This is a genomic window from Mesorhizobium sp. M0306, assembly GCF_040321655.1.
Classification (GTDB): domain Bacteria; phylum Pseudomonadota; class Alphaproteobacteria; order Rhizobiales; family Rhizobiaceae; genus Mesorhizobium.
Genome location: NZ_JAMYRY010000003.1, coordinates 199,650 through 221,913 on the forward strand (window position 1 = coordinate 199,650; position 22,264 = coordinate 221,913).

General features: G+C 62.8%; 21 protein-coding genes. 10 read left to right on the top strand and 11 right to left on the bottom strand.

Features of this window, described 5'->3' with window-relative positions; all coding sequences use genetic code 11:
- Positions 1 to 74: 74 nt before the first annotated feature.
- From NKI95_RS07885 to NKI95_RS07895, 3 genes are all read right to left on the bottom strand, one after another.
- Positions 75 to 452: a VanZ family protein gene (locus tag NKI95_RS07885; protein WP_352715604.1), complete on the bottom strand. Its 378-nt coding sequence runs from the start codon at positions 450 to 452 to the stop codon at positions 75 to 77.
- 652 nt (positions 453 to 1,104) lie between these two features.
- Positions 1,105 to 1,395 (bottom strand): DUF6894 family protein, encoded by a 291-nt coding sequence (locus NKI95_RS34420; protein WP_502909126.1) that lies wholly within the window; start codon positions 1,393 to 1,395, stop codon positions 1,105 to 1,107.
- On the bottom strand, positions 1,343 to 1,666 hold the full coding sequence (locus NKI95_RS07895; protein WP_352715610.1) for a DUF3606 domain-containing protein: 324 nt from the start codon (positions 1,664 to 1,666) through the stop codon (positions 1,343 to 1,345). Before NKI95_RS07895 ends, NKI95_RS34420 begins: the two co-directional genes overlap by 53 nt.
- A gap of 426 nt (positions 1,667 to 2,092) precedes the next feature.
- Here NKI95_RS07895 and NKI95_RS07900 point away from each other — a divergent pair, with 426 nt between their 5' ends.
- Entirely contained in the window at positions 2,093 to 2,392 is a 300-nt protein-coding gene (locus tag NKI95_RS07900) for a DUF1236 domain-containing protein (RefSeq protein WP_352715613.1), read from the top strand.
- Positions 2,393 to 2,528: 136 nt separating this feature from the next.
- Here the strand turns inward: NKI95_RS07900 and NKI95_RS07905 are convergent, their stop codons facing one another.
- Complete coding sequence (locus NKI95_RS07905; protein ID WP_352715616.1) at positions 2,529 to 3,095, bottom strand: hypothetical protein; 567 nt, start codon at positions 3,093 to 3,095, stop codon at positions 2,529 to 2,531.
- Between the two features lie 61 nt (positions 3,096 to 3,156).
- Between NKI95_RS07905 and NKI95_RS07910 the strand changes: the two genes are divergently transcribed.
- Positions 3,157 to 3,501, top strand: a complete 345-nt coding sequence (locus NKI95_RS07910; RefSeq protein ID WP_254820014.1) for a hypothetical protein — start codon at positions 3,157 to 3,159, stop codon at positions 3,499 to 3,501.
- Between the two features lie 88 nt (positions 3,502 to 3,589).
- Here the strand turns inward: NKI95_RS07910 and ggt are convergent, their stop codons facing one another.
- The 3 genes from ggt to NKI95_RS07925 form a co-directional block, all read right to left on the bottom strand.
- Positions 3,590 to 5,320 (bottom strand): gamma-glutamyltransferase, encoded by a 1,731-nt coding sequence (gene ggt / locus NKI95_RS07915; protein ID WP_352715619.1) that lies wholly within the window; start codon positions 5,318 to 5,320, stop codon positions 3,590 to 3,592.
- A gap of 339 nt (positions 5,321 to 5,659) precedes the next feature.
- Positions 5,660 to 6,952 carry an L-rhamnose catabolism isomerase gene (gene rhaI / locus NKI95_RS07920; RefSeq protein WP_352715622.1) on the bottom strand — a complete coding sequence of 431 codons (1,293 nt, stop codon included), beginning with the start codon at positions 6,950 to 6,952 and terminating at the stop codon, positions 5,660 to 5,662.
- Between the two features lie 177 nt (positions 6,953 to 7,129).
- Positions 7,130 to 9,232 carry a bifunctional rhamnulose-1-phosphate aldolase/short-chain dehydrogenase gene (locus NKI95_RS07925; protein WP_352715625.1) on the bottom strand — a complete coding sequence of 701 codons (2,103 nt, stop codon included), beginning with the start codon at positions 9,230 to 9,232 and terminating at the stop codon, positions 7,130 to 7,132.
- A gap of 187 nt (positions 9,233 to 9,419) precedes the next feature.
- On the opposite strand from NKI95_RS07925, the gene NKI95_RS07930 reads away from it, so the two are divergent.
- The 7 genes from NKI95_RS07930 (at position 9,420) to NKI95_RS07960 (ending at position 16,560) form a co-directional block, all read left to right on the top strand.
- Positions 9,420 to 10,229, top strand: a complete 810-nt coding sequence (locus NKI95_RS07930; RefSeq protein WP_292660987.1) for a DeoR/GlpR family DNA-binding transcription regulator — start codon at positions 9,420 to 9,422, stop codon at positions 10,227 to 10,229.
- Between the two features lie 54 nt (positions 10,230 to 10,283).
- A complete protein-coding gene (rhaS, locus tag NKI95_RS07935) occupies positions 10,284 to 11,279 on the top strand; it encodes a rhamnose ABC transporter substrate-binding protein (RefSeq protein ID WP_292660985.1) in 996 nt (331 codons plus the stop codon).
- Positions 11,280 to 11,362: 83 nt separating this feature from the next.
- Positions 11,363 to 12,904 (top strand): sugar ABC transporter ATP-binding protein, encoded by a 1,542-nt coding sequence (locus NKI95_RS07940; protein WP_352715629.1) that lies wholly within the window; start codon positions 11,363 to 11,365, stop codon positions 12,902 to 12,904.
- Positions 12,901 to 13,878, top strand: coding sequence for an ABC transporter permease (locus tag NKI95_RS07945; protein WP_352715632.1), 978 nt, complete (start codon positions 12,901 to 12,903; stop codon positions 13,876 to 13,878). Before NKI95_RS07940 ends, NKI95_RS07945 begins: the two co-directional genes overlap by 4 nt.
- Complete coding sequence (locus tag NKI95_RS07950) at positions 13,875 to 14,876, top strand: ABC transporter permease (RefSeq protein WP_352715635.1); 1,002 nt, start codon at positions 13,875 to 13,877, stop codon at positions 14,874 to 14,876. Before NKI95_RS07945 ends, NKI95_RS07950 begins: the two co-directional genes overlap by 4 nt.
- A complete protein-coding gene (gene rhaM, locus NKI95_RS07955) occupies positions 14,876 to 15,193 on the top strand; it encodes an L-rhamnose mutarotase (RefSeq protein WP_352715637.1) in 318 nt (105 codons plus the stop codon). The genes NKI95_RS07950 and rhaM overlap by 1 nt, the downstream gene beginning before the upstream one ends.
- The gene (locus tag NKI95_RS07960; RefSeq protein WP_352715640.1) at positions 15,190 to 16,560 is read left to right on the top strand and encodes an FGGY-family carbohydrate kinase; all 1,371 of its coding nucleotides are present in this window, start codon (positions 15,190 to 15,192) and stop codon (positions 16,558 to 16,560) included. The genes rhaM and NKI95_RS07960 overlap by 4 nt, the downstream gene beginning before the upstream one ends.
- Before the next feature lie 36 nt (positions 16,561 to 16,596).
- Here NKI95_RS07960 and NKI95_RS07965 read toward each other — a convergent pair whose 3' ends face one another.
- Together NKI95_RS07965 and galE are read right to left on the bottom strand one after the other, a co-directional pair.
- A complete protein-coding gene (locus NKI95_RS07965) occupies positions 16,597 to 17,847 on the bottom strand; it encodes a D-amino acid dehydrogenase (RefSeq protein WP_352715642.1) in 1,251 nt (416 codons plus the stop codon).
- Between the two features lie 43 nt (positions 17,848 to 17,890).
- The gene (gene galE, locus NKI95_RS07970; protein ID WP_352715644.1) at positions 17,891 to 18,886 is read right to left on the bottom strand and encodes a UDP-glucose 4-epimerase GalE; all 996 of its coding nucleotides are present in this window, start codon (positions 18,884 to 18,886) and stop codon (positions 17,891 to 17,893) included.
- A 264-nt stretch (positions 18,887 to 19,150) separates the two neighbouring features.
- Here galE and hemA point away from each other — a divergent pair, with 264 nt between their 5' ends.
- Positions 19,151 to 20,428 carry a 5-aminolevulinate synthase gene (hemA, locus tag NKI95_RS07975; protein WP_352715646.1) on the top strand — a complete coding sequence of 426 codons (1,278 nt, stop codon included), beginning with the start codon at positions 19,151 to 19,153 and terminating at the stop codon, positions 20,426 to 20,428.
- A gap of 91 nt (positions 20,429 to 20,519) precedes the next feature.
- Here hemA and NKI95_RS07980 read toward each other — a convergent pair whose 3' ends face one another.
- Complete coding sequence (locus tag NKI95_RS07980; RefSeq protein WP_352715649.1) at positions 20,520 to 21,686, bottom strand: pyridoxal phosphate-dependent aminotransferase; 1,167 nt, start codon at positions 21,684 to 21,686, stop codon at positions 20,520 to 20,522.
- A gap of 112 nt (positions 21,687 to 21,798) precedes the next feature.
- The gene (gene mscL / locus NKI95_RS07985; RefSeq protein ID WP_352715847.1) at positions 21,799 to 22,221 is read right to left on the bottom strand and encodes a large conductance mechanosensitive channel protein MscL; all 423 of its coding nucleotides are present in this window, start codon (positions 22,219 to 22,221) and stop codon (positions 21,799 to 21,801) included.
- Positions 22,222 to 22,264 lie beyond the last annotated feature (43 nt).

The window sequence follows — 22,264 nt, forward strand, 5'->3', positions numbered from 1 at the left end:
CATGCATGAAAACAAGAACCTAAAGCGTGTCGCGTGAGGCCGGTCGAACGCGACACGCTTTAGGCTCTCAGCACCTATGGCAATCCGCTGGCGAGCCGCTTTGTCCAGCCTGCAACCATCAGTCCGCACGCGATTCCCGCGCAGTCGGCCACCCAGTCGAATAGATCCGGGTCGCGCCCTATCAGTTGCACGGCCTGAAGACCCTCGATCGCCGCGCCCGTGAGAACGAGAAGTAGGATCAGCCTCGCCTTGTGTTCCGGCCAGCCGAGACTTCCGAGAGCCGCCAGGACGACGAAGGCGGCGGCGTGATTGAGCTTGTCGTGATCAAACGTGAAAGCCAGGCCAAGACCCTGCAGCAGCTGCTCCGGCAAAAGGGCGAACAGCAGAACGCCGGCAAACGCGGCGGGAAAGGCAATCCTCGCCACGATCTGATAAGAATCCAGGCGCAACAAGGATAGAATGGCCTTTCGTCCGAAAATCTGCAGGGGACACCACCGGCCGCTGAATCGAGAGCGAGCGCGGCGTCCAATTTCCGCCGTCCGGGCGTCCGGTGCATCGTCAGAATGAATGAATGCCTCGAGTCAGCCGCTGCACGGGCCGGGCTCGTGGCGAGTGCTCTGCAATGGTGTAGCTTCCGCGATCACGCAATTACCTGCCGCGCCAGCGCGGCTACTATCTGGCTGCGGCGGACCTGATTTCCGCTTGGCCGGCGCGGCGTCAGGGCACCTTACCCCATGCCACACGAAGCGGCGCCGGCCAGAATTCCACCGATTGCGCAAGGAGCGACCCGCGTCAAAAAGCCCGCCGCCCTGTCGGACGACGGGCTCCGTTGCCTGGGCGCCAGGGCGCCACGGTAGCGACTGATGCTACTGATGCTCCCGCAGGTTTCCAATATGCTGCTGCCGGACGGCGTTGCGCATCAGCTAAACAAACGAAGCCCGCGCCTCTGGCGGAGGGCGCGGGCCGACCGGATTGCACCCCGATCTGCAGCAGAAACCCGGGAGGTTCCCACTGCCTAAGATAACAATTAGAGACTTCTAATGTTCCACTCGGGGGGGAAGATGCCGGCTGAATCTCATGGTCGACGCGATGACGATCGAGGCGTCAGTTCGTGCGCAAGTCGATCTGGAAAATCCGCTCGTCGAAGTGCCGCGTTTCGACGGCAAAGGTCAAAGCCACTTCAAGGACCAGACCGCCACGGTCGTCCCGGACTTTGACTGCAATCCTGCGGTGAGGAAGGCCATCCCTGGCCATCTCGGCCAATGTGCGAAGAGCTTCTTTCCTGACCAGCGGGAAATCGACATATAGCGTTCCCTGATCGTCGGAATAGACGATTCCGTCTTCATCGGAATCGAAGAAGTAACGGGGCATTGCGCTTGGCCGAAGCGGCGGCATCCGGGCACGTTGTCGATAGCTGGCCGGATCTCGGCCGATCGTGATCAGTGCCTTTCCACCGCTGGGCTTCGCCGGCATCTCGCTTGCGCTCGCGCAATGCCTTCACCGCCTGCGAGAGGACCATCCGGTCGCCACCGGTCCTCTTGATCAGCTTGCTCACCTGGCTGGGCGAAACACCATTTTCGCGCGCGAAATATTCGACCTCATAATACTCATCCGCCGAAACGCGATTGCGGTCGCTGAAGTCTCGCTTGCTCTTGTCGTCGGCCATTTCTCTTCTCCTCGCCCCTTTCTCTTCGCTTCAGGGGGTCAACTTTGGTCAGAAGCACGCAGCAATTTGAGGGTTCGCCCGCCAGAAAGTGACGCGCGAACCCTATCGGTGCAGGAAGGGACAGGCTGCGCAGATGCCGGGTTCGATCGGAATGGAAACGGCCGAGATCGATACGAGCAACCGTCGACTTTTTCCATGGAATCCTCCCGGAACGTGCAGCCAGCAACGGCTACGCGCCGCGGCGGTTCCGGGTCACGCGATGAACCAACCCTTTGCGCGCAAGGATCAGACTTAGGTCCTGCGGCAACACGTCGGTTGGTCCCTGCCGGGCGGGACCGAAGCCCCGTCGACGGAACGTTTTCAACTGCCTTCCGTTCGAGTGAGCCTTGGCGCGAAGAGCGGACCGAGTTCGCAAAGGAGACGACCATGAGAATGCATTTTTCCACCGCAGCGGCGGGACTGTTGCTGCTGGCAGGCATCGGCGCCGCTGCGGCGCAAGACGTTGTCATCGAGCCGGAGCAGGAAACGGTCATCAAGGAGTATGTGAAGAAGCAGCCGCTCGCCTCGGTGAAAATCCCTGGGGTGGAGCTCAACATCGGCTCGACGCTCCCGGACACCGTCGAGCTTCATGAGGTCCCGAGCGTCAAATATCGTTATGTCGTGATTGACAACCGCACCGTTGTCGTCGACCCAGGCACGCGCAAGATCGTCAAGGTCATCGAGTGACGTGAAAGCTCGGGCAGCCATCGCCCGCCGCTCAGAAATGAGCGGCGGGCGACGTATGCGTCAGGGGTTCCTCGGCGTCGTCGCTCGGCAGGAACCCCGCCGTACCGTGGAGGGCCGGGGGGCCTCACAGGCAGTTTCAATGCGAACAATCAGCAGACTTTTCGATTCCCTTGACCAGGCGGCGCGTGCCGTCGAAACGCTTCAGGCGGCAGGAATTGCCCGCCACCAGATCAGTGTCATCGGACCCTACGATGACGAAATCGACGCCGTCTTGCGCGGTCCAGGCACCGGTGCCGCCCTTGGCGCGGCAGCCGGTTTGTTGGCCGGCCTCGGCGCCTTTGACATGCCCGGCATCGATCCCCTCGGCGCGGGATGGCTGGCATCGGCGCTCGTCGGTGCAGTCTTGGGCGGCGTTACCGGCAGACTTCTGGGGAAATTGTCCGAAATCGGCAAGCAGCCGGGCCAGCGGGATGCCGAACAAGGTGTGATCCTGGTGCTGGCGCATGTCGATGAAAGGCAGGCCGACACCGCACAGGCGGTGCTTGGGGCTTCCATTCAGGCGACGCAGTCTTTGGCCAGGGCGGCTTGAAGATTCAGCTCGGGCAAAGCGCTTGACCAGGCCGCGCAACGGGCCGATCAAAGCGCGCACCCAAAAATCTCTGGCAAGCCGCCGCCAGAAAGTGTTGAACACCGTGCCGATCACATTCGGCGAGCGGTTGCGCTCGGCGAGGCTTGATGATTTGCTGTCGGTTTGCGGAGAACGAATGATGCATGAGCCTGTCGGTCAAGACGAATATGGGTCGACCAGCCCGTTCGATCCGGACGATCTGTCGAGGTTGAACGCGATCGGCCCGAGCGCCGGCAGCAACGATTTCGAAAAATACGCAGTCGCCGTGATCATCGTGTTCGGCGCCCTGATCATCGGTGGCCTGATGGCTGCCGGCTTGAGCTTCGGGCGCCGCAGCACCTTCTTCTTCGCGCTTGGCGGCGCCACCGCGGCATGGATATCCGGCAATGCGCTTCTGCTCGACCGGCCGCGCATCTACGCGCTGTTCGTCGGCATCGCGGCGCTGATGCTGATCGCGTCGACCATCGCACTGGTCACTTGAAGCAAGGCGAAATCTTTCTATTGACCATATGATTTATCCGAAACCGGTTTCCACTTTTTGCCGCTGACCTTCGGTTCGGGATCATGATCTAATACCCGATAGCCTTGCCGGATGCGGCGCGGCTGTCGATGGCGCCGTTGTAGCGGGCGCCGCCACCCTTCTCGATGTCCGCCAGGCTCTTGCCGCCGACCAGGATGCCGGCCGCCTGGCCCCAGGTCGTGTCGGCAAGATCGAGGTGGTAGCCCATGCCGGTAAGCAGCTTTTCGGTATCGGGCGACAGGCCGAAAGGTTCGATATAGACCGTGTCGGGCAACCATTGGTGATGGACGCGCGGCGCGTCGATCGCCTCCTGGATGTTCATGCCGTGGTCGATGACGTTGACGATCGCCTCCAGCGTAATGGTGATGATGCGTGAACCGCCGGGGCTGCCGATGACCATGAACGGCTTGCCGTCTTTGGCGAGGATGGTCGGGCTCATCGACGACAGCGGCGTCTTTTTCGGCGCAATCGCATTCGCCTCGCCCTGGACCAGGCCATAGAGATTGGGCACTCCGGGTTTCTGGGTGAAATCGTCCATCTCGTTGTTGAGCAGGATGCCGGTGCCGGCGGCGACAACGCCGGCGCCGAAAGAGCCGTTCAGCGTGTAGGTTACCGCGACGGCGTTGCCATCATTGTCGATGATCGAATAATGCGTTGTCTCGCTGCTCTCGCCAAAGCCCTTCGGCATCAGTTCCTGCGACACGCCGGCCCGGAACGGATCGATCTTTTCGCGGATTTCCCTAGCGTAATTCTTGTCGAGCAGTTTTGCGACCGGATTGTCGACGAAGCCGGGGTCGCCGAGCGCCGAATTGCGGTCGACATAGGCGTGGCGCATCGCCTCGACCATGACGTGAACCGTCTCGGCCGAACCCGCGCCGAGATAGGACAGCGGATAGAACTCAAGCACGTTGAGGATCTCGCAGATGATGACGCCGCCGGAGCTCGGCGGCGGCGAGGAAATGATCTCGTAGCCGCGATAATTGCAGGTCGCCGGCTTGAGCTCGCGCACCGCGTAGTTTTCGAAATCAGCCTTGGCCAGAATGCCGCCCTTCTCGCCGCTCGCCTTGACGATGGCGTCGGCGATCGCGCCTTTGTAGAAGGCATCCGCCCCGCGTTCGGAAATGGCGGCAAGCGAAGCCGCGAGATCGGGCTGAACGAGGCGCTCGCCGAAGGCATAAGGCTTGCCGTCCGGCTTGAGGAAAATGGCTGCCGCCGATTGGTCCCTCGCCAACCGCTCCGCGCCGCCCTGGAGCGAGGCCGCATCGCCCTGCTCCAGCAGGAAGCCTTCCTTGGCAAAGCGGATGGCCGGCGCCAGCAAATCCTGCCGCGTCAGCGTGCCGTATTTCTCCCGCGCCAATTCGAAACCAGCGACCGAGCCCGGCACGCCGACCGCCAGATAGCCGTCGAGGCTGGCGCCCTTCACCGGCTTGCCGTCCTTGTCGAGATACATGGTTTTGGTCGCGGCGAGCGGCGCGCGCTCGCGGAAATCGAGGAAGGTCGAGCGGCCGTCCTTGAAGCGGATGGTCATGAAGCCGCCGCCGCCGATATTGCCGGCGTTCGGGTAGACGACAGCGAGCGCATAACCGACGGCGACCGCGGCATCGACGGCGTTGCCGCCTTTCTTCAGCACCTCGACGCCGACTTCCGAGGCCAGATGCTGGCCGGTCACCACCATGCCATGCTCGCCCTTCGCCGGCTGCGGTGAGGCGGCAAAGGCGAGCAGCGGGACAAAGGTCAAGGTGAGGGAAAGGCTGACGGCGATTAGGGTGCGGCGGTGCATGGCCGTTCTCCGAGGCTTGGGGTGGGCCTAGAAAACGCGCTTGGAGAGGCTGAGTCTACTGACAATGATGCGAAAAAGGCGTCGTATGCTTGTGCCGGTTCGCTGCGTAACCACCGTTGCGATCTTCGGCTGATGTCACGGCATGGATCCTAGGATCCATTCCGTGACCGCTGAGCGCCGGAGCGTTGGTAGCAAGGCGACGCTTCATTGCGGCTCTCAGAATTTTCACGTCTCAGCAACTTTGTTCTTGCTTTGTGCCGGCAGCTATGCTACTAATTTGGGTATGGTGCTGAATCGCACCGCGAGCCGCCTCAGGCGGGTTTTTTGTTCACCCCAACATCAGACAATCCCGCCGCCGACGCTCGCGACCGCCGGCCGTTCCGCCGCGACCTTCGCCCGATAGCCGGCGGCGCGGTAGGCAGCGACCGGATCGATGGCACCGCCGGTCTTCAGCCGCGCCATGGCGAGGATCGGCTCGACATCGGTGCGATAGGCGGTTTTCAGCGTCTGCGTCGCCATCAGTGCGTCATTGGCGTCCTGGAAGCCTTCGAGCGCCTTGCGGTCGACCAGCAACGCCTGGACATAAGCGCGCTGCACCTCAACTGCCGACAGCATCAGGCTTTCGATCGGATCGGTGACGTTGTGGCTCTGGTCGAGCATGTGGGCCGGATCGAAACCTTCGGCACCTGAAAGCTCGGCATCGACCAGCTCGTTGAAGACCAGGAACAGCCGGTAGGGATCGATCGAGCCGGCATCGAGGTCGTCGTCGCCATATTTGGAATCGTTGAAATGGAAGCCGCCGAGCTTCTTGAACTGGATCAGCCGCGAGACGATCATCTCGATATTGACGTTGGGGGCGTGATGGCCAAGGTCGACCAGACAGAACGCCTTGTCGCCGAGTTCGGTGGCGATGATGTAGTTGGTACCCCAATCCTGCACGACGGTCGAATAGAAGGCCGGCTCGTACATCTTGTGCTCGGTGAACAGCTTCCAGTCGTCCGGCAGCCCGGCATAGATCTCCTTCATCGCGTCGAGATAGCGCTCGAACGACTTGGCGAAATTGACCTGGCCGGGAAAATTCGAGCCGTCGCCGATCCACACCGTCAGCGCTTTCGAGCCCAGCGTCCTGCCGATCTCGATGCATTCGAGATTGTGCTCGACGGCCTGCCGGCGTGTTGCTGCATCGGCATGCGACAGCGAGCCGAATTTATAGGAAAGTTTTTGGTCCCTGGCGTCGGAGAAGGTGTTGGAGTTGATGGCGTCGAAGCCGAGGCCGAAGCGGGATGCCGCCTGCTTCAGCCGGTTCGGATCGGCCTTGTCCCACGGAATGTGCAGCGAGACGGTCGGCGTCGCCTGCGTCAGCTGCCGGATGACGGCGCAGTCCTCGATCTTGTCGAAAATGTCGCGCGGCTCGCCGGCGCCGGGAAAGCGGGCAAAGCGGGTGCCGCCGGTGCCGACGCCCCAGGACGGGATGGCGACGGCGAATTTCTCGACCTTGTCGCGGATGGCATCGATGGCAATGCCGCGGCGGTCGAGGCGCTCGCCGAGAGAGCCGTAGTCGCGTCTGAGGTCGGCATCGCGCGCGGCATTGTGCCTGTCGACGAGGTCGGCGGAGATGATGGTTTCGGACATGGTGGTTTCCTCCCAATTTGCGTTGGTCGGCGCTGCCCCTCACCGTTACCCTCTCCCCGTAAAGAACGGGGAGAGGGGGATCACCGGCGTTGGAGCGCTTCCCTTCTCCCCGTCACTATACGGGGAGAAGGTGCCGGTAGGCGGATGAGGGGCAGCGCAACCCTCAAAGACGGTCGCTTATCGCGTAAAACTCTGCGCGTTGCCGGCGTCGACGTTGATGATGTTGCCGGTCGATTTTGCCGACATGTCGGAGGCGAAGAAATAGATCGCCTCGGCGATGTCTTCGGGGAACACCGAGCGCTTCAGCATCGAACGCGAGCGGTAGTGCTCTTCGAGATCGTCGGTCGACATCTTGTAGGCGGCTGCGCGCTGTTCCTTCCACTCGCCGGTCCAGATCTTCGAGCCGCGCAGCACGGCGTCGGGATTGACGACATTGACCCTGACCTGCGCTTCCGCGCCTTCCAGCGCCAGGCAGCGTGCCAGATGGATTTCGGCGGCCTTGGCTGTGCAATAGGCGGCGGCGTTGGGCGATGCGGCAAGCCCGTTCTTGGAGGCGACGAAGACGACGTTGCCGCCGATCTTCTGCGCCCGAAACAGCCGGAACGCCTCCCGCGAAACCAGGAAATAGCCGGTCGACAGGATGTCCATGTTCTTGTTCCACAGCGCCAGCGTGGTGTCCTCGATCGGCGCCGAGGAGGCCAGGCCGGCATTGGAGACCAGAATATCGATGCCGCCGAATTCGACCGCCGTCTCGGCAAAACCGGAGACCACCTGATCCTCGGACGTGACGTTGATGACGACGGGCCGCACGAAATCCTTGCCGTAGGCTTTCGCCAGTTCGTCATTGGCGCTGGCAAGGGCTGCCTCGTCGATGTCGGCCAGCACGACGCAGGCGCCTTCGCGCAACAGCCGGTTGGCGGTCGCCCGGCCGATGCCGCCGGCGCCGCCGGTGACCAGCGCAATCTGGCCGGCAAGAGCCTTTGGTTTCGGCAGGCGCTGCAGCTTTGCCTCTTCGAGCAGCCAGTATTCGATGTCGAAGGCTTCCTGGTCGGGCAGGCCGACATAGGTCGAGACCGTCGAGGCACCGCGCATGACGTTGATGGCGTTGACGTAGAATTCGCCCGATATGCGCGCCGTCGCCTTGTCGCCGGCGAAGGTGAACATGCCGACGCCGGGCATCAGATAGACGACGGCGTTGGGATCGCGCACCGGTGGCGAATCCGCGTGCTTGCAGCGGTCATAATAGGCCTGATAGCCGACGCGATACTCCGCCACATCGTCGGCAAGACGGGCAATGACGGCATCGACGTCCGGATTGTTGGGATCGAACTCGATGACCAGCGGCCGGATCTTGGTGCGCAGGAAGTGGTCGGGGCAGGATGTGCCGAGTGCCGCCAGCGGCCGCAAATCCCTGGAATTGACGAATTCGAGCACCGCAGGAGAATCATCGAAATGACCGAGCTTGTGGCTTTTCTCCGAGATCAAGCCGCGGATCCTCGGCATCAGTTTTGCGGCCACGGCGCGACGCGCCGGCGCATCGAGCGATTTGACGACTTCGCCGCCGAAGATCGGCTTGCCCTGGCTCTTGCGCTCGAACCAGTCGATCGCCTGGTTGATCACCGAGATCGTCGTCTCGTAGCATTCCTTCGGCGTGTCGCCCCAGCTGAACAGGCCATGGCTGGCCAGCACGACACCCTTGGCATCAGGGTTTTCGCGGCAGAATTTCTCCAGCCACAGGCCGAGCTCGAAGCCCGGACGTTTCCATGGCAGCCAGCCGATCGTGTCGCCGAAGATCTCCTTGGTCAGCGCCTGCGAATCCTTGGCGGCCGCAATGGCGATGATGGCATCGGGGTGCATATGATCGACATAAGGCTTCGGCACGAAGGCATGCAGCGGCGTGTCGATCGAAGCCGCGCGCGGGTTGAGATTGAAGGTGCAATGAGGCAGATAGCCCACCATCTCGTCCTCATGTTCGAGGCCGCGATAGAGACCTTTCAGCGCCCGCAATTTGTCCATGTAGAGCGTGGCGAAGCCGTCGAGCTTGATCGAGGCGCTGTCGCCGCCCGAGCCCTTGACCCACAGCACTTCCACGCTCTCGCCGGTGAGCGGATCCTTTTGCCAGATCTTGGAGGAGGTGTTGCCGCCGCCATAATTGGTGACGCGCTTGTCGGAGCCAAGGACGTTCGAGCGATAGACCAGACGTTCGGGCTCGCTCATTGCTTGCGCTTTTGCGTCATCCCAAAGATTGGCGAGGCGCCTGCCGGAGCGCTTGTCGAGCATAGATATCCTCCCTTTGGGACACGCAAACGGCGCGGGTCCCTTTTGTGCGAATTTCTACGCAAGCGGCCGTCTTGTCAATCACAAACGATCAACATCAATCATATTGCAGTGCACAATGAAATTATCTGATCGGAAATGATTGACACTGCGCGCTTGGGGTGCCTAGATGCTCAGGCAGGGAGGAACCATGCACGAGAAAGAGCGCCACAGGATCATTCTGTCCGCCGTCCAGGAAAAGCCTGTGGTGACGGTGCAGGAGATGGTCGACCTGACGGAGTCGTCCGAGGCGACAATCCGGCGCGACATCGCGGCATTGCACGTGCAAAAGCGCCTGCGCCGCGTGCGCGGCGGCGCCGAGGCGCTCTCGCCGCCGCAATTCATCGGCCTTGCCGGCCGGCCCTTTTCCGTCAACGAGACCATCAACGCTTCGCAGAAGCGGGCAATCGCGCGGGAAGCCGTGGAGCTGTGCAAGGACGGCGAGCCGATCATCATCAATGGCGGCACCACCACCTTCCAGATGGTACATTTCCTGACCGGCCGCCGCATGCCGATCTTCACCAATTCCTTCCCGATCGCGGAGCACCTGCTCAGGCACTCCAAGAACACGGTGATGCTGTCGGGCGGCACCATCTACCGCGAGCAGAACATCATCCTGTCGCCGTTCGACAATGACGTGACGCGCAATTTCTACGCGCGCCGCATGTTCATGGGCGCGCAGGGGCTGGGGCCGCTGGGTCTTATGGAAGGCGACCCGCTGCTGATCCAGGCCGAGCAGAAACTGATCGACCAGGCGGACGAGTTGGTGGTGCTGGTCGATTCCTCGAAGTTCCGCAAGCGCTCCAGCCTGATCCTGTGCGGCCTGTCGCGCATCGCCACGGTGATCACCGACGACGGCATCGAGGATCGCGAGGCCAAGATGCTGGAGACCGCCGGCGTGACGCTGATCGTCGCCCGCACAACGCTGGGCAATAAGGAAGAATCTTCGCTGCAGGCCTGAGAAACCTCACGCCCGCAGCGGCGATGGAATGCAACGCTCAAGGGAGGATATTCGATGAGCTTTCTGAAGAAATTGATGGTTACGGCGGCGTTCTCCGCCGCCATGTTCGTGAATGCCGCCTACGCCGAAAACGTCAAGATCGCGCTGGTGGTGAAGTCGCTCGGCAACGGCTTCTTCGACGCCGCCAACAAGGGCGCCGAAGAGGCGGCCAAGGAACTCGGCGATGTCGACATCATCTACACCGGCCCGACCAAGGCGACCGCCGAAGCGCAGATCGAAGTGGTCAATTCGCTGATCGCACAGAAGGTCAACGCCATCGCCATTTCGGCGAACGACGCCGACGCGCTGGTGCCGGTGCTGAAGAAGGCAATGGAGCGTGGCATTACCGTCATCTCGTGGGATTCGGGCGTCGCGCCGGAAGGACGCCAGCTTCACCTCAACCCCTCCGACACCAACCTGATCGGCGAGACCATCATCAAGCTTGCCGCCGACTACCTGCCGGAAGGCGGCGACGTCGCCATCCTGTCGGCTTCGTCGACCGCGACCAACCAGAACGCCTGGATCGACGCGGCCAAGAAGGTGCTGCCGGAGAAGTTCCCCAAGATCAAGCTCGTCGCCACCGTCTATGGCGACGACGACTCGGCCAAGAGCACGGACGAGGCCAAGGGTCTTTTGAAGTCCTATCCGAACCTCAAGGCGATCATCGCACCGACCACGGTCGGCGTCGTTGCCGCCGCGCAGGTGGTGACCGATGAAGGCCTGATCGGCAAGGTCAACGTCACCGGCCTGGCGCTGCCGTCGGAGTTCAAGAAGTTCATCGACAATGGCGCTAGCCAGGCGGTTGCGCTGTGGAACCCGATCGACCTCGGCTACTCCGCCGTCTACCTCGCCCATGACCTGGCGGTGAAGAAGGAAGAGGCGAAGCCCGGTGCGACGCTGTCGATCGGCCGCGTCGGCAAGGTCACGCTCGACGACACCAACTCGGCTGCGATGGCTCCGCCCTTCCAGTTCGACAAGTCGAACATCGAAAAGTTCTCCAAGATCTATTGATCCTGGAGCCTTCGAACTGGTGCGGCGGGGCTCAGGTCCCGCCGCGCTTTCAAACGAACCTTGCTTCAGGGCTTGATACGATTATGGACACGACAGCCCAACACGAAGTGGCGAAGGAAGCGCCTTTGTCTTCCGGACCGCGCCTAACGCTGTCCGGCATCTCGAAAAGCTTTCCCGGCGTGCGCGCGCTGCACGATGTCGGCCTGTCGCTCTATCCCGGCCAGGTAACCGCGCTGATCGGCGAAAACGGCGCCGGCAAGTCGACGCTGGTCAAGATCATGACCGGCATCTACCAGCCTGATGCTGGCACGATCAGCATCGACGGCCAGCCGGTCACACTGCCCAGCGCCCACGCCGCATTCGGGCATGGCATCACCGCCATCCACCAGGAAACCGTGCTGTTCGACGACCTGACGGTGGCCGAAAACATCTTCCTCGGCCATGCGCCGCGCACGCGTTTCAAAACCATCGACTGGCGCACCATGCGCAAGAATGCCCGCGAGGTGCTCGACACGATGGGCGCCGGTCATATCGACGCCGACGCCAGGCTGAAGGATCTCGGCATCGCCAACAAGCACCTTGTCGCGGTTGCCCGCGCCATGTCGATCGACGCGCGGATCGTCATCATGGACGAGCCGACGGCAGCGCTCTCGATGAAGGAGATCGAAGAGCTTTTCCTGCTGATCGAATTCCTGAAGAGCGAAGGCAAGGCGATCCTGTTCATCAGCCACAAGTTCGACGAGATCTACCGCATCGCCGACCGCTATACGGTGTTCCGCGATGGCGAGATGGTCGGCGAAGGCCTGATCAAGGACGCCGGCCAGAGCCAGATCGTGCGCATGATGGTCGGCCGCTCGGTCGATCACATCTTTCCGCAGCGCAAGGCCGAGATCGGCGCGCCGGTGCTGGCCATCTCCGGCCTGTCGCATCCGACCGAGTTCGACGACATTGGCTTCGAGCTGCACAGGGGCGAAATCCTCGGCTTCTACGGCCTTGTCGGCGCCGGGCGCAGCGAGGTGATGCAGGCGATATCAGGCATCACCCGCACCAGCGGCGGCACGATCACGCTGGAGGGCAAGGCGATCGCGCCGAAATCGGCGGCGGATTCGATCAATGCCGGCATCGTCTATGTGCCGGAGGAGCGCGGCAAGCAAGGTGTGGTGATCGGCCTGCCGATCTTCCAGAATGTCTCGCTGCCCTCGCTCAATCGTACCTCCAAGTCCGGCATGTTGCGGCTGGCGGAAGAGTTCGCCCTGGCCCGCGCCTACACAGAGCGGCTCGACCTGCGCGCCTCCTCGCTCAGCCAGGATGTCGGCACGCTGTCGGGCGGCAACCAGCAGAAGATCGTCATCGCCAAATGGCTGGCGACCGCGCCCAAGGTGATCATCTTGGACGAGCCGACCAAGGGCATCGACATCGGCTCGAAGGCGGCCGTGCACGGCTTCATGGCCGAGCTCGTCGCGCAAGGCCTGTCGGTGATCATGGTGTCGTCCGAACTGCCGGAAATCCTCGGCATGTCGGACCGCGTCGTCGTCATGCGCGAGGGCCGCATTGCCGCGGTCTACGACAATAAAGGGCTCGACGCCGAAACCTTGGTCAGCACGGCAGCGGGGATCGCGGCATGAAGGCTTTTCTCAAATACCGCGAAATCTGGCTGCTGGCGGCAATCGTCGTGCTGATCGGGCTGATCTCAACGCGGTTTCCAGGTTTTGCCGATCCGGCCAATCTGCGCCAGGTGTTCAACGACACGTCGATCCTGATGATCCTGGCGCTCGGCCAGATGGTCGTCATCCTGACCCGCTCGATCGACCTGTCGATGGCTTCCAATCTCTGCTTCACCGGCATGGTGGTGGCGATGCTGAACGCCGCACATCCGGCAATCCCGATCCCGCTGCTGATCGTCATCGCACTTCTGGTCGGGCTCGTGCTCGGCGCCATCAACGGCCTGCTGGTGTGGCGGCTGAACATTCCCTCGATCGTGGTTACGCTCGGCACGCTCACCATCTACCGCGGCGCCACCTTTGTCATATCAGGCGGCGCCTGGGTCAACGCCGATCAGATGAGCGCTGATTTCATCGGCCTGCAGCGCGCGGCGTTCCTCGGTATTCCGGTGCTGTCGTGGATCGCCCTGCTGGTCATTGCATTGTTTTTCCTCGTGATGACGCGCACCGCGCTCGGCCGCTCGATCTACGCCATCGGCGTCAACCCGACCGCATCGGTCTATGCCGGCATCGATGTCGGCCGGACCAAGTTCATCGTCTTCTGCATTTCGGGGATGATCGGCGGCCTCTGCGGTTATCTCTGGATTTCGCGCTACGTCATCGCCTCGGTCGAGGTCGCCAATGGCTATGAGCTCAACATCATCGCCGCCTGCGTCATCGGCGGCATTTCGATTGCCGGCGGCATCGGCTCGGTCGGCGGCGCGGTGCTCGGTGCGCTGTTCCTTGGCATCATCTCCAACGCGCTGCCGGTCATCAACATCTCGCCCTTCTGGCAAATGGCGATTTCAGGCAGCGCCATCATCCTGGCCGTAGTGCTCAACGCACGCGGCGAACGCCGGCAAGGCCGCATCATTCTCAAGAAGGCGGAAGCGGCATGACCGACACCCCTGCCCCACGCCACATTCCCGACCGGCTCGACAAGCCTTTCACTGCGGCGATTTTCTCATGGGAGGCGCTGCTAATCGCGGTGGCCATCGCTATCTTTGCCGTGAACAGTTTTGCCTCGCCCTATTTCCTCGACGCGTGGTCGCTGTCGGACCTGACTTTCAACTTCACGGAAAAGGCGCTGATCGCGCTGGCCATGGCGCTGCTGATCATCTCCGGCGAAATCGACCTGTCGGTCGCCGCCATCATTGCGCTGGCGTCAACGATGATGGGCATGGCGGTGCAGGCCGGCGCCGGCACTCCGGTGCTGGTGGCAATCGGCCTCGTCGTCGGGCTCGGCTGCGGCGCATTCAACGGCCTGCTCGTCACCAGGCTCGGCTTGCCGTCGATCGTCGTCACAATCGGCACGATGAGCCTGTTTCGCGGCATTGCCTTCATCATCCTGGGCGACCGTGCCTATAAGGGCTACCCCGCGAGTTTCGCCTTCTTCGGCCAGGGCTATGTTTGGTGGGTCGTGTCGTTCGAACTGACGCTGTTCCTGATCGCGGCAGTTATCTACTGGTTCCTTCTACACCGCACGAGCTTCGGCCGCCGGGTCTTTGCCATCGGCAACAACCCGGTCGCGGCGCAGTTTTCCGGCGTACGCGTAGGCCGCATCAAATTCATCCTGTTTTGCCTGACCGGACTGATGGCGGGCATCGCGTCGGTGCTGATCACATCGCGGCTCGGCTCGACCCGGCCGTCTATCGCGCAGGGCTACGAGCTCGAAGTCATTACCATGGTGGTGCTCGGCGGCGTCAGCATCCTGGGCGGCGCCGGCAGCATTTTGGGCGTGGTGCTGGCGGCCTTTATCATGGGACTGGTGACCTTCGGCCTCGGCCTGCTCAATGTGCCCGGGATCGTCATGTCGATCTTCATCGGCCTGCTGCTGATCATCGTCATCGCGCTGCCGATCCTGTGGCGGCGCGTGCGGCGGGAGCGCTTTGCCTGATGCCGGAGAAATACGCGTTCAAGATGAAGCTCAATCCCGGCATGAAGGCCGAGTACAAGAGGCGCCACGACGACATCTGGCCGTCACTCGTCGCGTTGCTAAAACAGGCTGGTATCTCCGATTACTCGATCCATCTCGACGAGGAGACCAACATACTGTTCGGCGTGCTGTGGCGACGCGATGACCACGGTATGGACGAATTGCCGAAGCATCCGGTGATGCAGCGCTGGTGGGCCGAGATGGCCGACATCATGGAAACCAAGCCGAACAACGAGCCGGTGGCGGTGCCGCTGGAAACAATGTTCCATATGGAATGACCCGCTACGTCGCCGTTATCGATATCGGCAAGACCAACGCCAAGGTGGCGCTGGTCGATCTCGCCACATCGAGCGAAGTGGCCCTGCGCACGGTGGCGAACGAGCCGGTTCGGCAAGGCCAGTACCCGCACCATGACGTCGAGCGGTTATGGGCGTTTATCCTCGGCAGCCTGGCCGAGATCGATCGCGAGCAGCGCATCGATGCGATATCGATCACCACCCATGGCGCAACGGGCGTGCTGGTCGACGCATCAGGCGAGCTGGCGCTGCCGGTGCTCGACTACGAATTCGACGGGCCGGATGCCCTTGCCGGGGACTATGACACGATCCGTCCGGCATTCTTCGAGACCGGCACGCCACGCCTGCCGGCCGGCCTCAATCTCGGCGCGCAGCTGTTTTGGCAGCAGAAGCGCTTTCCGGCGGATTTCGCCAGAACCGCCGCGATGCTGATGTATCCGCAATACTGGGCCTTGCGCCTGACCGGCGTCGCCGCCAGCGAGGTGACTTCGCTCGGCTGCCACACCGATCTGTGGAACCCGTGGAAAGCGGATTTTTCCTCACTGGTCGACCGGCTGCAATGGCGCCGGCTAATGGCGCCGGTGCGGCAGGCCAAGGACCGCTTGGGCCCGATCCTGCCCGCTCTCGCGCGGCAAACCGGCCTCGATCCGCAAACGCCGGTGTATTGCGGCCTGCACGATTCCAACGCCTCGCTGCTGCCGCATCTCCTGTCCGACAAGCCGCCCTTCTCCGTTGTCTCGACCGGCACCTGGGTGGTCTCGATGGCGGTCGGCTGCAGCAAGGTCGCGCTCGATCCGGCCCGCGACACGCTGGTCAATGTCAACGCACTCGGCGATCCCGTGCCTTCGGCGCGCTTCATGGGTGGCCGCGAGTTTTCCCTGCTGACCGAAGGCCAATCGGAAGACTGGACGGAACACGATGTTGCCACGGTGCTCGCGCGCAAGACGTCCCTATTGCCTTCGACCCAACAGGGTTCGGGGCCGTTTCCGCATCATACTGCATCATGGCTTAACGCGGACGGCATCAACAATGGCCAGCGTTTTGTCGCCATCTCGTTCTATCTGGCGCTGATGACCGCGACCTGCCTCGACCTGATCGGCGGCGAGGGGTCAACCATCGTCGAAGGACCCTTCGCCCGCAACCGGCTGTTCACCCGCGTGCTGGCTGCCGCGACAGCACGCGCCGTCATTGCCTCCGAGGCTGCGACAGGCACCAGCATCGGCGCCGCCTTGCTGGCGTCGGACCAGGGGACGCCGCAAGGCAGAGGCGAAAGGACCGAACCGTCGGCCGATCCACTCTGGACAAGTTACGTGCGCTCCTGGCGTTCGGCGGTCGACGAACGAGCCTGACCGCCGAGCTCATGGCGCCCTGATGTCCGGAGATGCCTAGCCCGCGTAGACCAATCCTTGCGGATCGATCTCCGGCTTGCGGCCGGCAACTATGTCGGCAAGGAACTTTCCCGAGCCGCAGGCCATGGTCCAGCCGAGATGGCCGTGGCCGGTGTCGAGGTAGAGATTCTCGTACCGCGCCCGTCCGATGACCGGCACGGAGTTCGGCATCATCGGGCGAAGTCCAGCCCAGAGCTCGGCCTTGCTCTCGTCGAAGGCACCCGGGAACAGGTCCTTGCCGGTGTTCAGGATCGAGTTGAAATCGCGTGGCTTGAACGCGCGGTCGAAACCGGTGAACTCCGCCGTCGAGGACATCCGCAGCCGATTTCCCAGCCTGGAATAGCCGATCAGCCGGTCCTCGTCGGCGCCGCCCATGATCGGCCCCTTGCTTTCATCTTCCAGCGGAACAGTCACGGTATAGCCCTTCACGGGATAGACGGGCAGGTCGATGCCGTAGCGGCGGCCGAGCAGACCGCTCTCCGGTCCCATAGAGATGACCACCGCGTCGCCGGTTATCGGGCCGGCCGAGGTCATCACCGCGCGCACGCGGCCGCCGTCGATGTCGAGGCCTTCGACCGTCGTGCCGTAGAGGAACTGGACGCCGAGTTTCTCGGCGGCATAGGCAGCGAGGCGCTGCGTGAATTGGCTGGAGTCGCCGGTCTGGTCGATCGGCGAATAGACGCCGCCGGCAATCTTGTCCTTGGCGCCGGCGAGGCCCGGCTCGAGCTCGACCAGCCGATCGCGGCCGACGATCTCGATCGGCAGGCCGTGTTCGCCGAGATAGCGGTAATTGTCGGTGCCGGTATCAAAGCTCTGCTGCGAGCGGAAGAAATACAGAATGCCTTTCTTGCGCTCGTCATAGTGGATGCCGGTCTCGGCGGAGACGGCGTTGATGCAGTCGCGCGAATAGAGCGCCAGACGCAGCTTGACGTCGGTGTTGGCGCGCATGCGCTTATGCGTGCACTGGCGCAGGAAGCGCAGGCTCCAGGCGAAAAAATACGGATCGAAGCGCAGCCGCACCTTGATGCCGAGATCGTGGTTGTAGAGGCCGCGCAGGAACGTTTTAAGTGCGGCGGGCGAGGCCCAGGCGGTGGCATCGCCAGGCGACACCAGGCCAGCATTCGACCGGCTGGTGCCGCGCGCCGCCGCCGGATGGCGCTCGATCACCGTCACCTCATGGCCGTCGCTGGCCAGACAATAGGCCGCCGCCGTGCCGACGACGCCGGCTCCAAGCACCAGGATTTTCATTCCGCCCCCAGCGCGCTGAACGAGTCCTTGCGGAGAGGCCATATCACCCCAGAGCCGAATTCTTGCTGGTCAGGATGCGCTCCCAGGCAAGCGCATCGGCAACGATCTGGTCGAGGTTGTCGCGCTGCGGAACCCAGCCGAGTTCGCCGCGCGCCAGCTCCGAATTGGCGACCACCGCGGCGGCGTCGCCGGCGCGGCGATCGCCCATCCGTACCTCGAAATCATGGCCGAAGACGCGGCGTACGCTGTCGATGACCTCGAGCACCGAATAGCCGTGGCTGTAGCCGCAATTGGCGACCAGGCTCGATCCGCCGGCACGCAGCCGCTGCAGCGCCAGCCGATGCGCCGCCGCCAGGTCGCTGACATGGATATAGTCGCGCATGCAGGTGCCGTCCGGCGTCGGATAGTCGGTGCCGAACACCTGCATGAAGGGGCGCTTGCCGAGCGCCGTCTCGCAAGCGACCTTGATCAAATGCGTGGCACCGGGCGTCGACTGGCCGGTGCGGCCCTTCGGGTCGGCGCCGGCGACGTTGAAATAGCGCAGCGCCGTATAGCGCAACCCATGGGCAATTGCCGCGTCGCGCAGCATCCATTCGCTCATCAGCTTGGACAGGCCGTACGGCGATTCCGGCGCAAGCCGGGCATCCTCGCGCACCGGCTCCAGGCCCGCGCCGCCATAGACGGCGGCGGTCGAGGAAAAGATGAAATTGGGCACGCCTTCGCGCACCGCGGTCTCGATCAAGGTGCGTGTCTTGCAGGTGTTGTTCTCGTAATAGGCAAGCGGGTCGGCGACCGATTCGGGGACCACGATCGAGCCGGCGAAATGGATGATCGCGTCGACCTTATTGTCGCGAATGATCGAGGCGACCAGTTCCCTGTCGGCGACGTCGCCGACGACGAGCTTTGCTTCCGGAGCCACCGCCCATTCAAAGCCGGTCGAAAGCCGGTCGAGGACGACGACGCTGTCACCCGTGTCCAGCAATTCCCAGACCATATGGCTACCGATATAGCCGGCACCGCCTGTCACCAAAACCGTCATCCGCATCCTCGCTATTCATGATTTATCGGCACTGTCTCAATCGTCGCCTTACTGGAAAACCTGCCGCCAAGCCATTAGAACCTGCGGTAACCGGTCTCATCGGCGCGTGGCATTGTCCTGAAACAAGATTGATCCACATCAAGGGAATAGGCCACGTTCCGTGGTCGTTAGGAACAGGCTCGGGGCGTGGCATTTTGACCAAAAAGGCCAGGTGGACGACGAATGGGCCAATGACTATGATCCCGCGCAAAACTGGAAGGCGACATGAACTATCAGCGGTTTTTCGAGGAAGCGATCGACCAGCTCCATGCAGAGCGTCGCTACCGCGTCTTCGCCGACCTTGAGCGTATCGTAGGGAAATTCCCGCGCGCCATCTGGCGCGCCAATGGCCGCGCCGAGGAAATTACCGTCTGGTGCTCCAACGACTATCTCGGCATGGGCCAGCATCCGGACGTCATTGCCGCGTTCCAGAAGGCGGCAGGCAAGATGGGGTCGGGGGCTGGCGGCACCCGCAACATTTCCGGCACCAGCAACCCGCTGGTCGAGCTCGAACTGGAGCTGGCCGACCTGCACGACAAGGAAGCCGCACTGGTTTTCACCTCCGGCTTCGTTTCCAACGAGGCGTCGATCTCGACCATTGCAAAGCTGCTTCCCAATTGCCTGATCATCTCGGACGAGCTCAACCACGCTTCGATGATCGAAGGCGTGCGGCGCTCGGGCGCCGAGAAGAAGATTTTCCGCCATAACGACGTCGCGCATCTCGAAAGCCTGCTGCAGACGGCCGGCCGCGAGCGCGCCAAGCTGATCGTCTTCGAGAGCGTTTATTCGATGGACGGCGACATCGCGCCGATCAAGCAGATCGTCGATCTCGCCGAGCGCTACAACGCCATGACCTACATCGACGAGGTCCACGCCGTCGGCATGTACGGGCCGCGCGGCGGCGGCATCACCGAGCGCGAAGGGCTGGCCGACCGCATCGACATCATCGAGGGCACACTGGCCAAGGCGTTCGGCACGCTTGGCGGCTACATCGCCGGCAACACTGCGGTGATCGACGCGGTGCGCTCCTATGCGCCGGGCTTCATCTTCACCACGGCGTTGCCGCCGGCGATCGCTGCCGCGGCAACCACCTCGATCCGCCATCTCAAGCGCTCGCAGGCCGAGCGCGATGCGCAGCTGCGTCAGGCAACACGGACCAAGCAAGTGCTGGCCGCGGCCGGCCTGCCGGTGATGGAGTCGCCTACCCACATCGTGCCGCTTCTGGTCGGCGATCCCGAGCTCTGCAAGATGGCCAGCGACCGCCTGCTCGGTGTGCACGGCATCTACATCCAGCCGATCAACTACCCGACAGTGCCGCGCGGCACCGAGCGGCTGCGCATCACGCCGACACCGTTCCATTCGGACGCGCTGATCGCCTCTCTGCAGGACGCGCTGGTCGAGACATGGGACGCGTTGGGGATTTCCTACGGTTCGGCGGGCCGACCGTCGGTCGCCAAGAGCGACCGCGTCATTCCGTTGCTGGTGCCAAAGTCGGGCGGGTAACTCCGCCGCCACGGGCATCATTGCGGTAGCCGCCTATCGGTGCCGCCTCATTTTTCAGTGCTGCGATGCCTGGCGCGAACCTCAACACACCTCACACACTCTTCATCCATTTCGCCAGCCGGTGCGCGGCTTCCTCGAGCTGGTCGAGACGGCGGTGGAAGCACAGCCTGAGGAAGGCTTCACCGCCGGGGCCGAAGGCGGTGCCGGGAGCCAGGCCGACATTGGCGCGGTCGACCATGTCGAAGGCGGCAGCGCGGGAATCGGTGATGCCGTCGACGGCGAAGAACAGATAGAATGCGCCCTGCGGTACGGTGAACCGGGCCCTGCCGGTTTCGGCGAGAATGCCGCAGACCAAGTCGCGCGCCGCCCTCGCCCGCTCTACCTGTTCGACGATGAAGGCATCGCCCTCGTCGAGCGCGACGACGGCGCCGCGCTGCATAAACTGCGCAACGCCGGAGGTCGAATACTGGACCAGGTTCTCGAACACCTGCTGCAAGGCGGGATGGATCTTGATCCAGCCGATGCGCCAGCCGGTCATCGCCCAGTTCTTGGAAAAGGAATTGACGAACAGGATGCGGTCCTCATCAGCCATGATGTCGATGAAGGACGGCGCGCGGCCATGGCCGTAATGAAACAGCGCGTAGATCTCGTCGGCGATGATCCACAGGCCCCTCTCGCGGGCGAGATCGAGGATCGCCTGCAGCGTTTCCTTGTCGGCGGTCCAGCCGGTCGGGTTGGACGGCGTGTTGACGAACAGCGCCTTGGTTCGCGACGTGATCGCCGCTGCGATCTTGTCGACATCGCAGGACCAGCCATTGCCCGACTGGTCGAGCGTGACCGCGACGGGCACGGCGCCGGCCACCCCGGCGGCGGCGGCGAAGTTCGGCCATGCCGGCGACAGGTAGACGAGTTCGTCGCCCTTGCCGGCCACCGCATCGATGGCCAACTGGATAGCGTGCATGCCGGAGCCGGTGACGATAAATTCTTCGTTGGCGAAAGTCTTGCCGAAATGCCTGGTGTAGTAGCGGGCGAGCGCCTGCCTGAGTTCAGGAATGCCCCGCTGCCAGGTGTAGAAGGTCTCGCCGCCGGCGAGTGCCTTGGCGGCGGCATCGGTGATGAAGGCAGGCGTCGGCAGGTCGCCCTCGCCGGCCCAGAGCGGGATCATGCCGTCGCGGCCGCGGCCACGGTTCATGACGGCGACAATGCCGCTTTCAGGCGCCGCCCGCGCCTCGGCGCGCAGAGTATCGATCAGGGTCATGGATGGATCCGTTTTCGTTTGCTCGACTGCTAGCGTGTTTCAGGACGGACGAAAACAGAAAACCCCGGCCGCAAGCGACCGGGGTTTTGGTCCAGAAAGGTTCTCGCAGGCGCTATTTTCTGGCGAGGAGATCGCGAATTTCGGTGAGCAGCGCGACGTCGGCTGGCGGCGGAGCGGCCGGGGCGGCCGGTTTCTCGCGCTCCAGACGCTGGCGCAGATTGTTCACCGCCTTGACCATCAGGAAGATGATGAGGGCGAGGATAAGGAAATTCAGCGCCACGGTGATGAAGCTGCCATAGGCGAAGACCGCACCCTGTTTCTTTGCATCAGCCAGCGAGGTTGCATTCACCGCAGAAGACAGGGGTATGAAGTAGTTGTTGAAGTCCAGTCCTCCGAAGATCGCACCTACAATAGGCATGATGATGTCGTCGACCAGCGAGGTGACGATCTTGCCGAAGGCAGCGCCAATGATGACGGCGACGGCCAGGTCCACCACATTGCCCCTGGAAATGAATTCCTGAAACTCTTTCAGCATTCGACTCCTCCTTGTCCTGACCGGCCGTTCTGCCGTCCGCTCC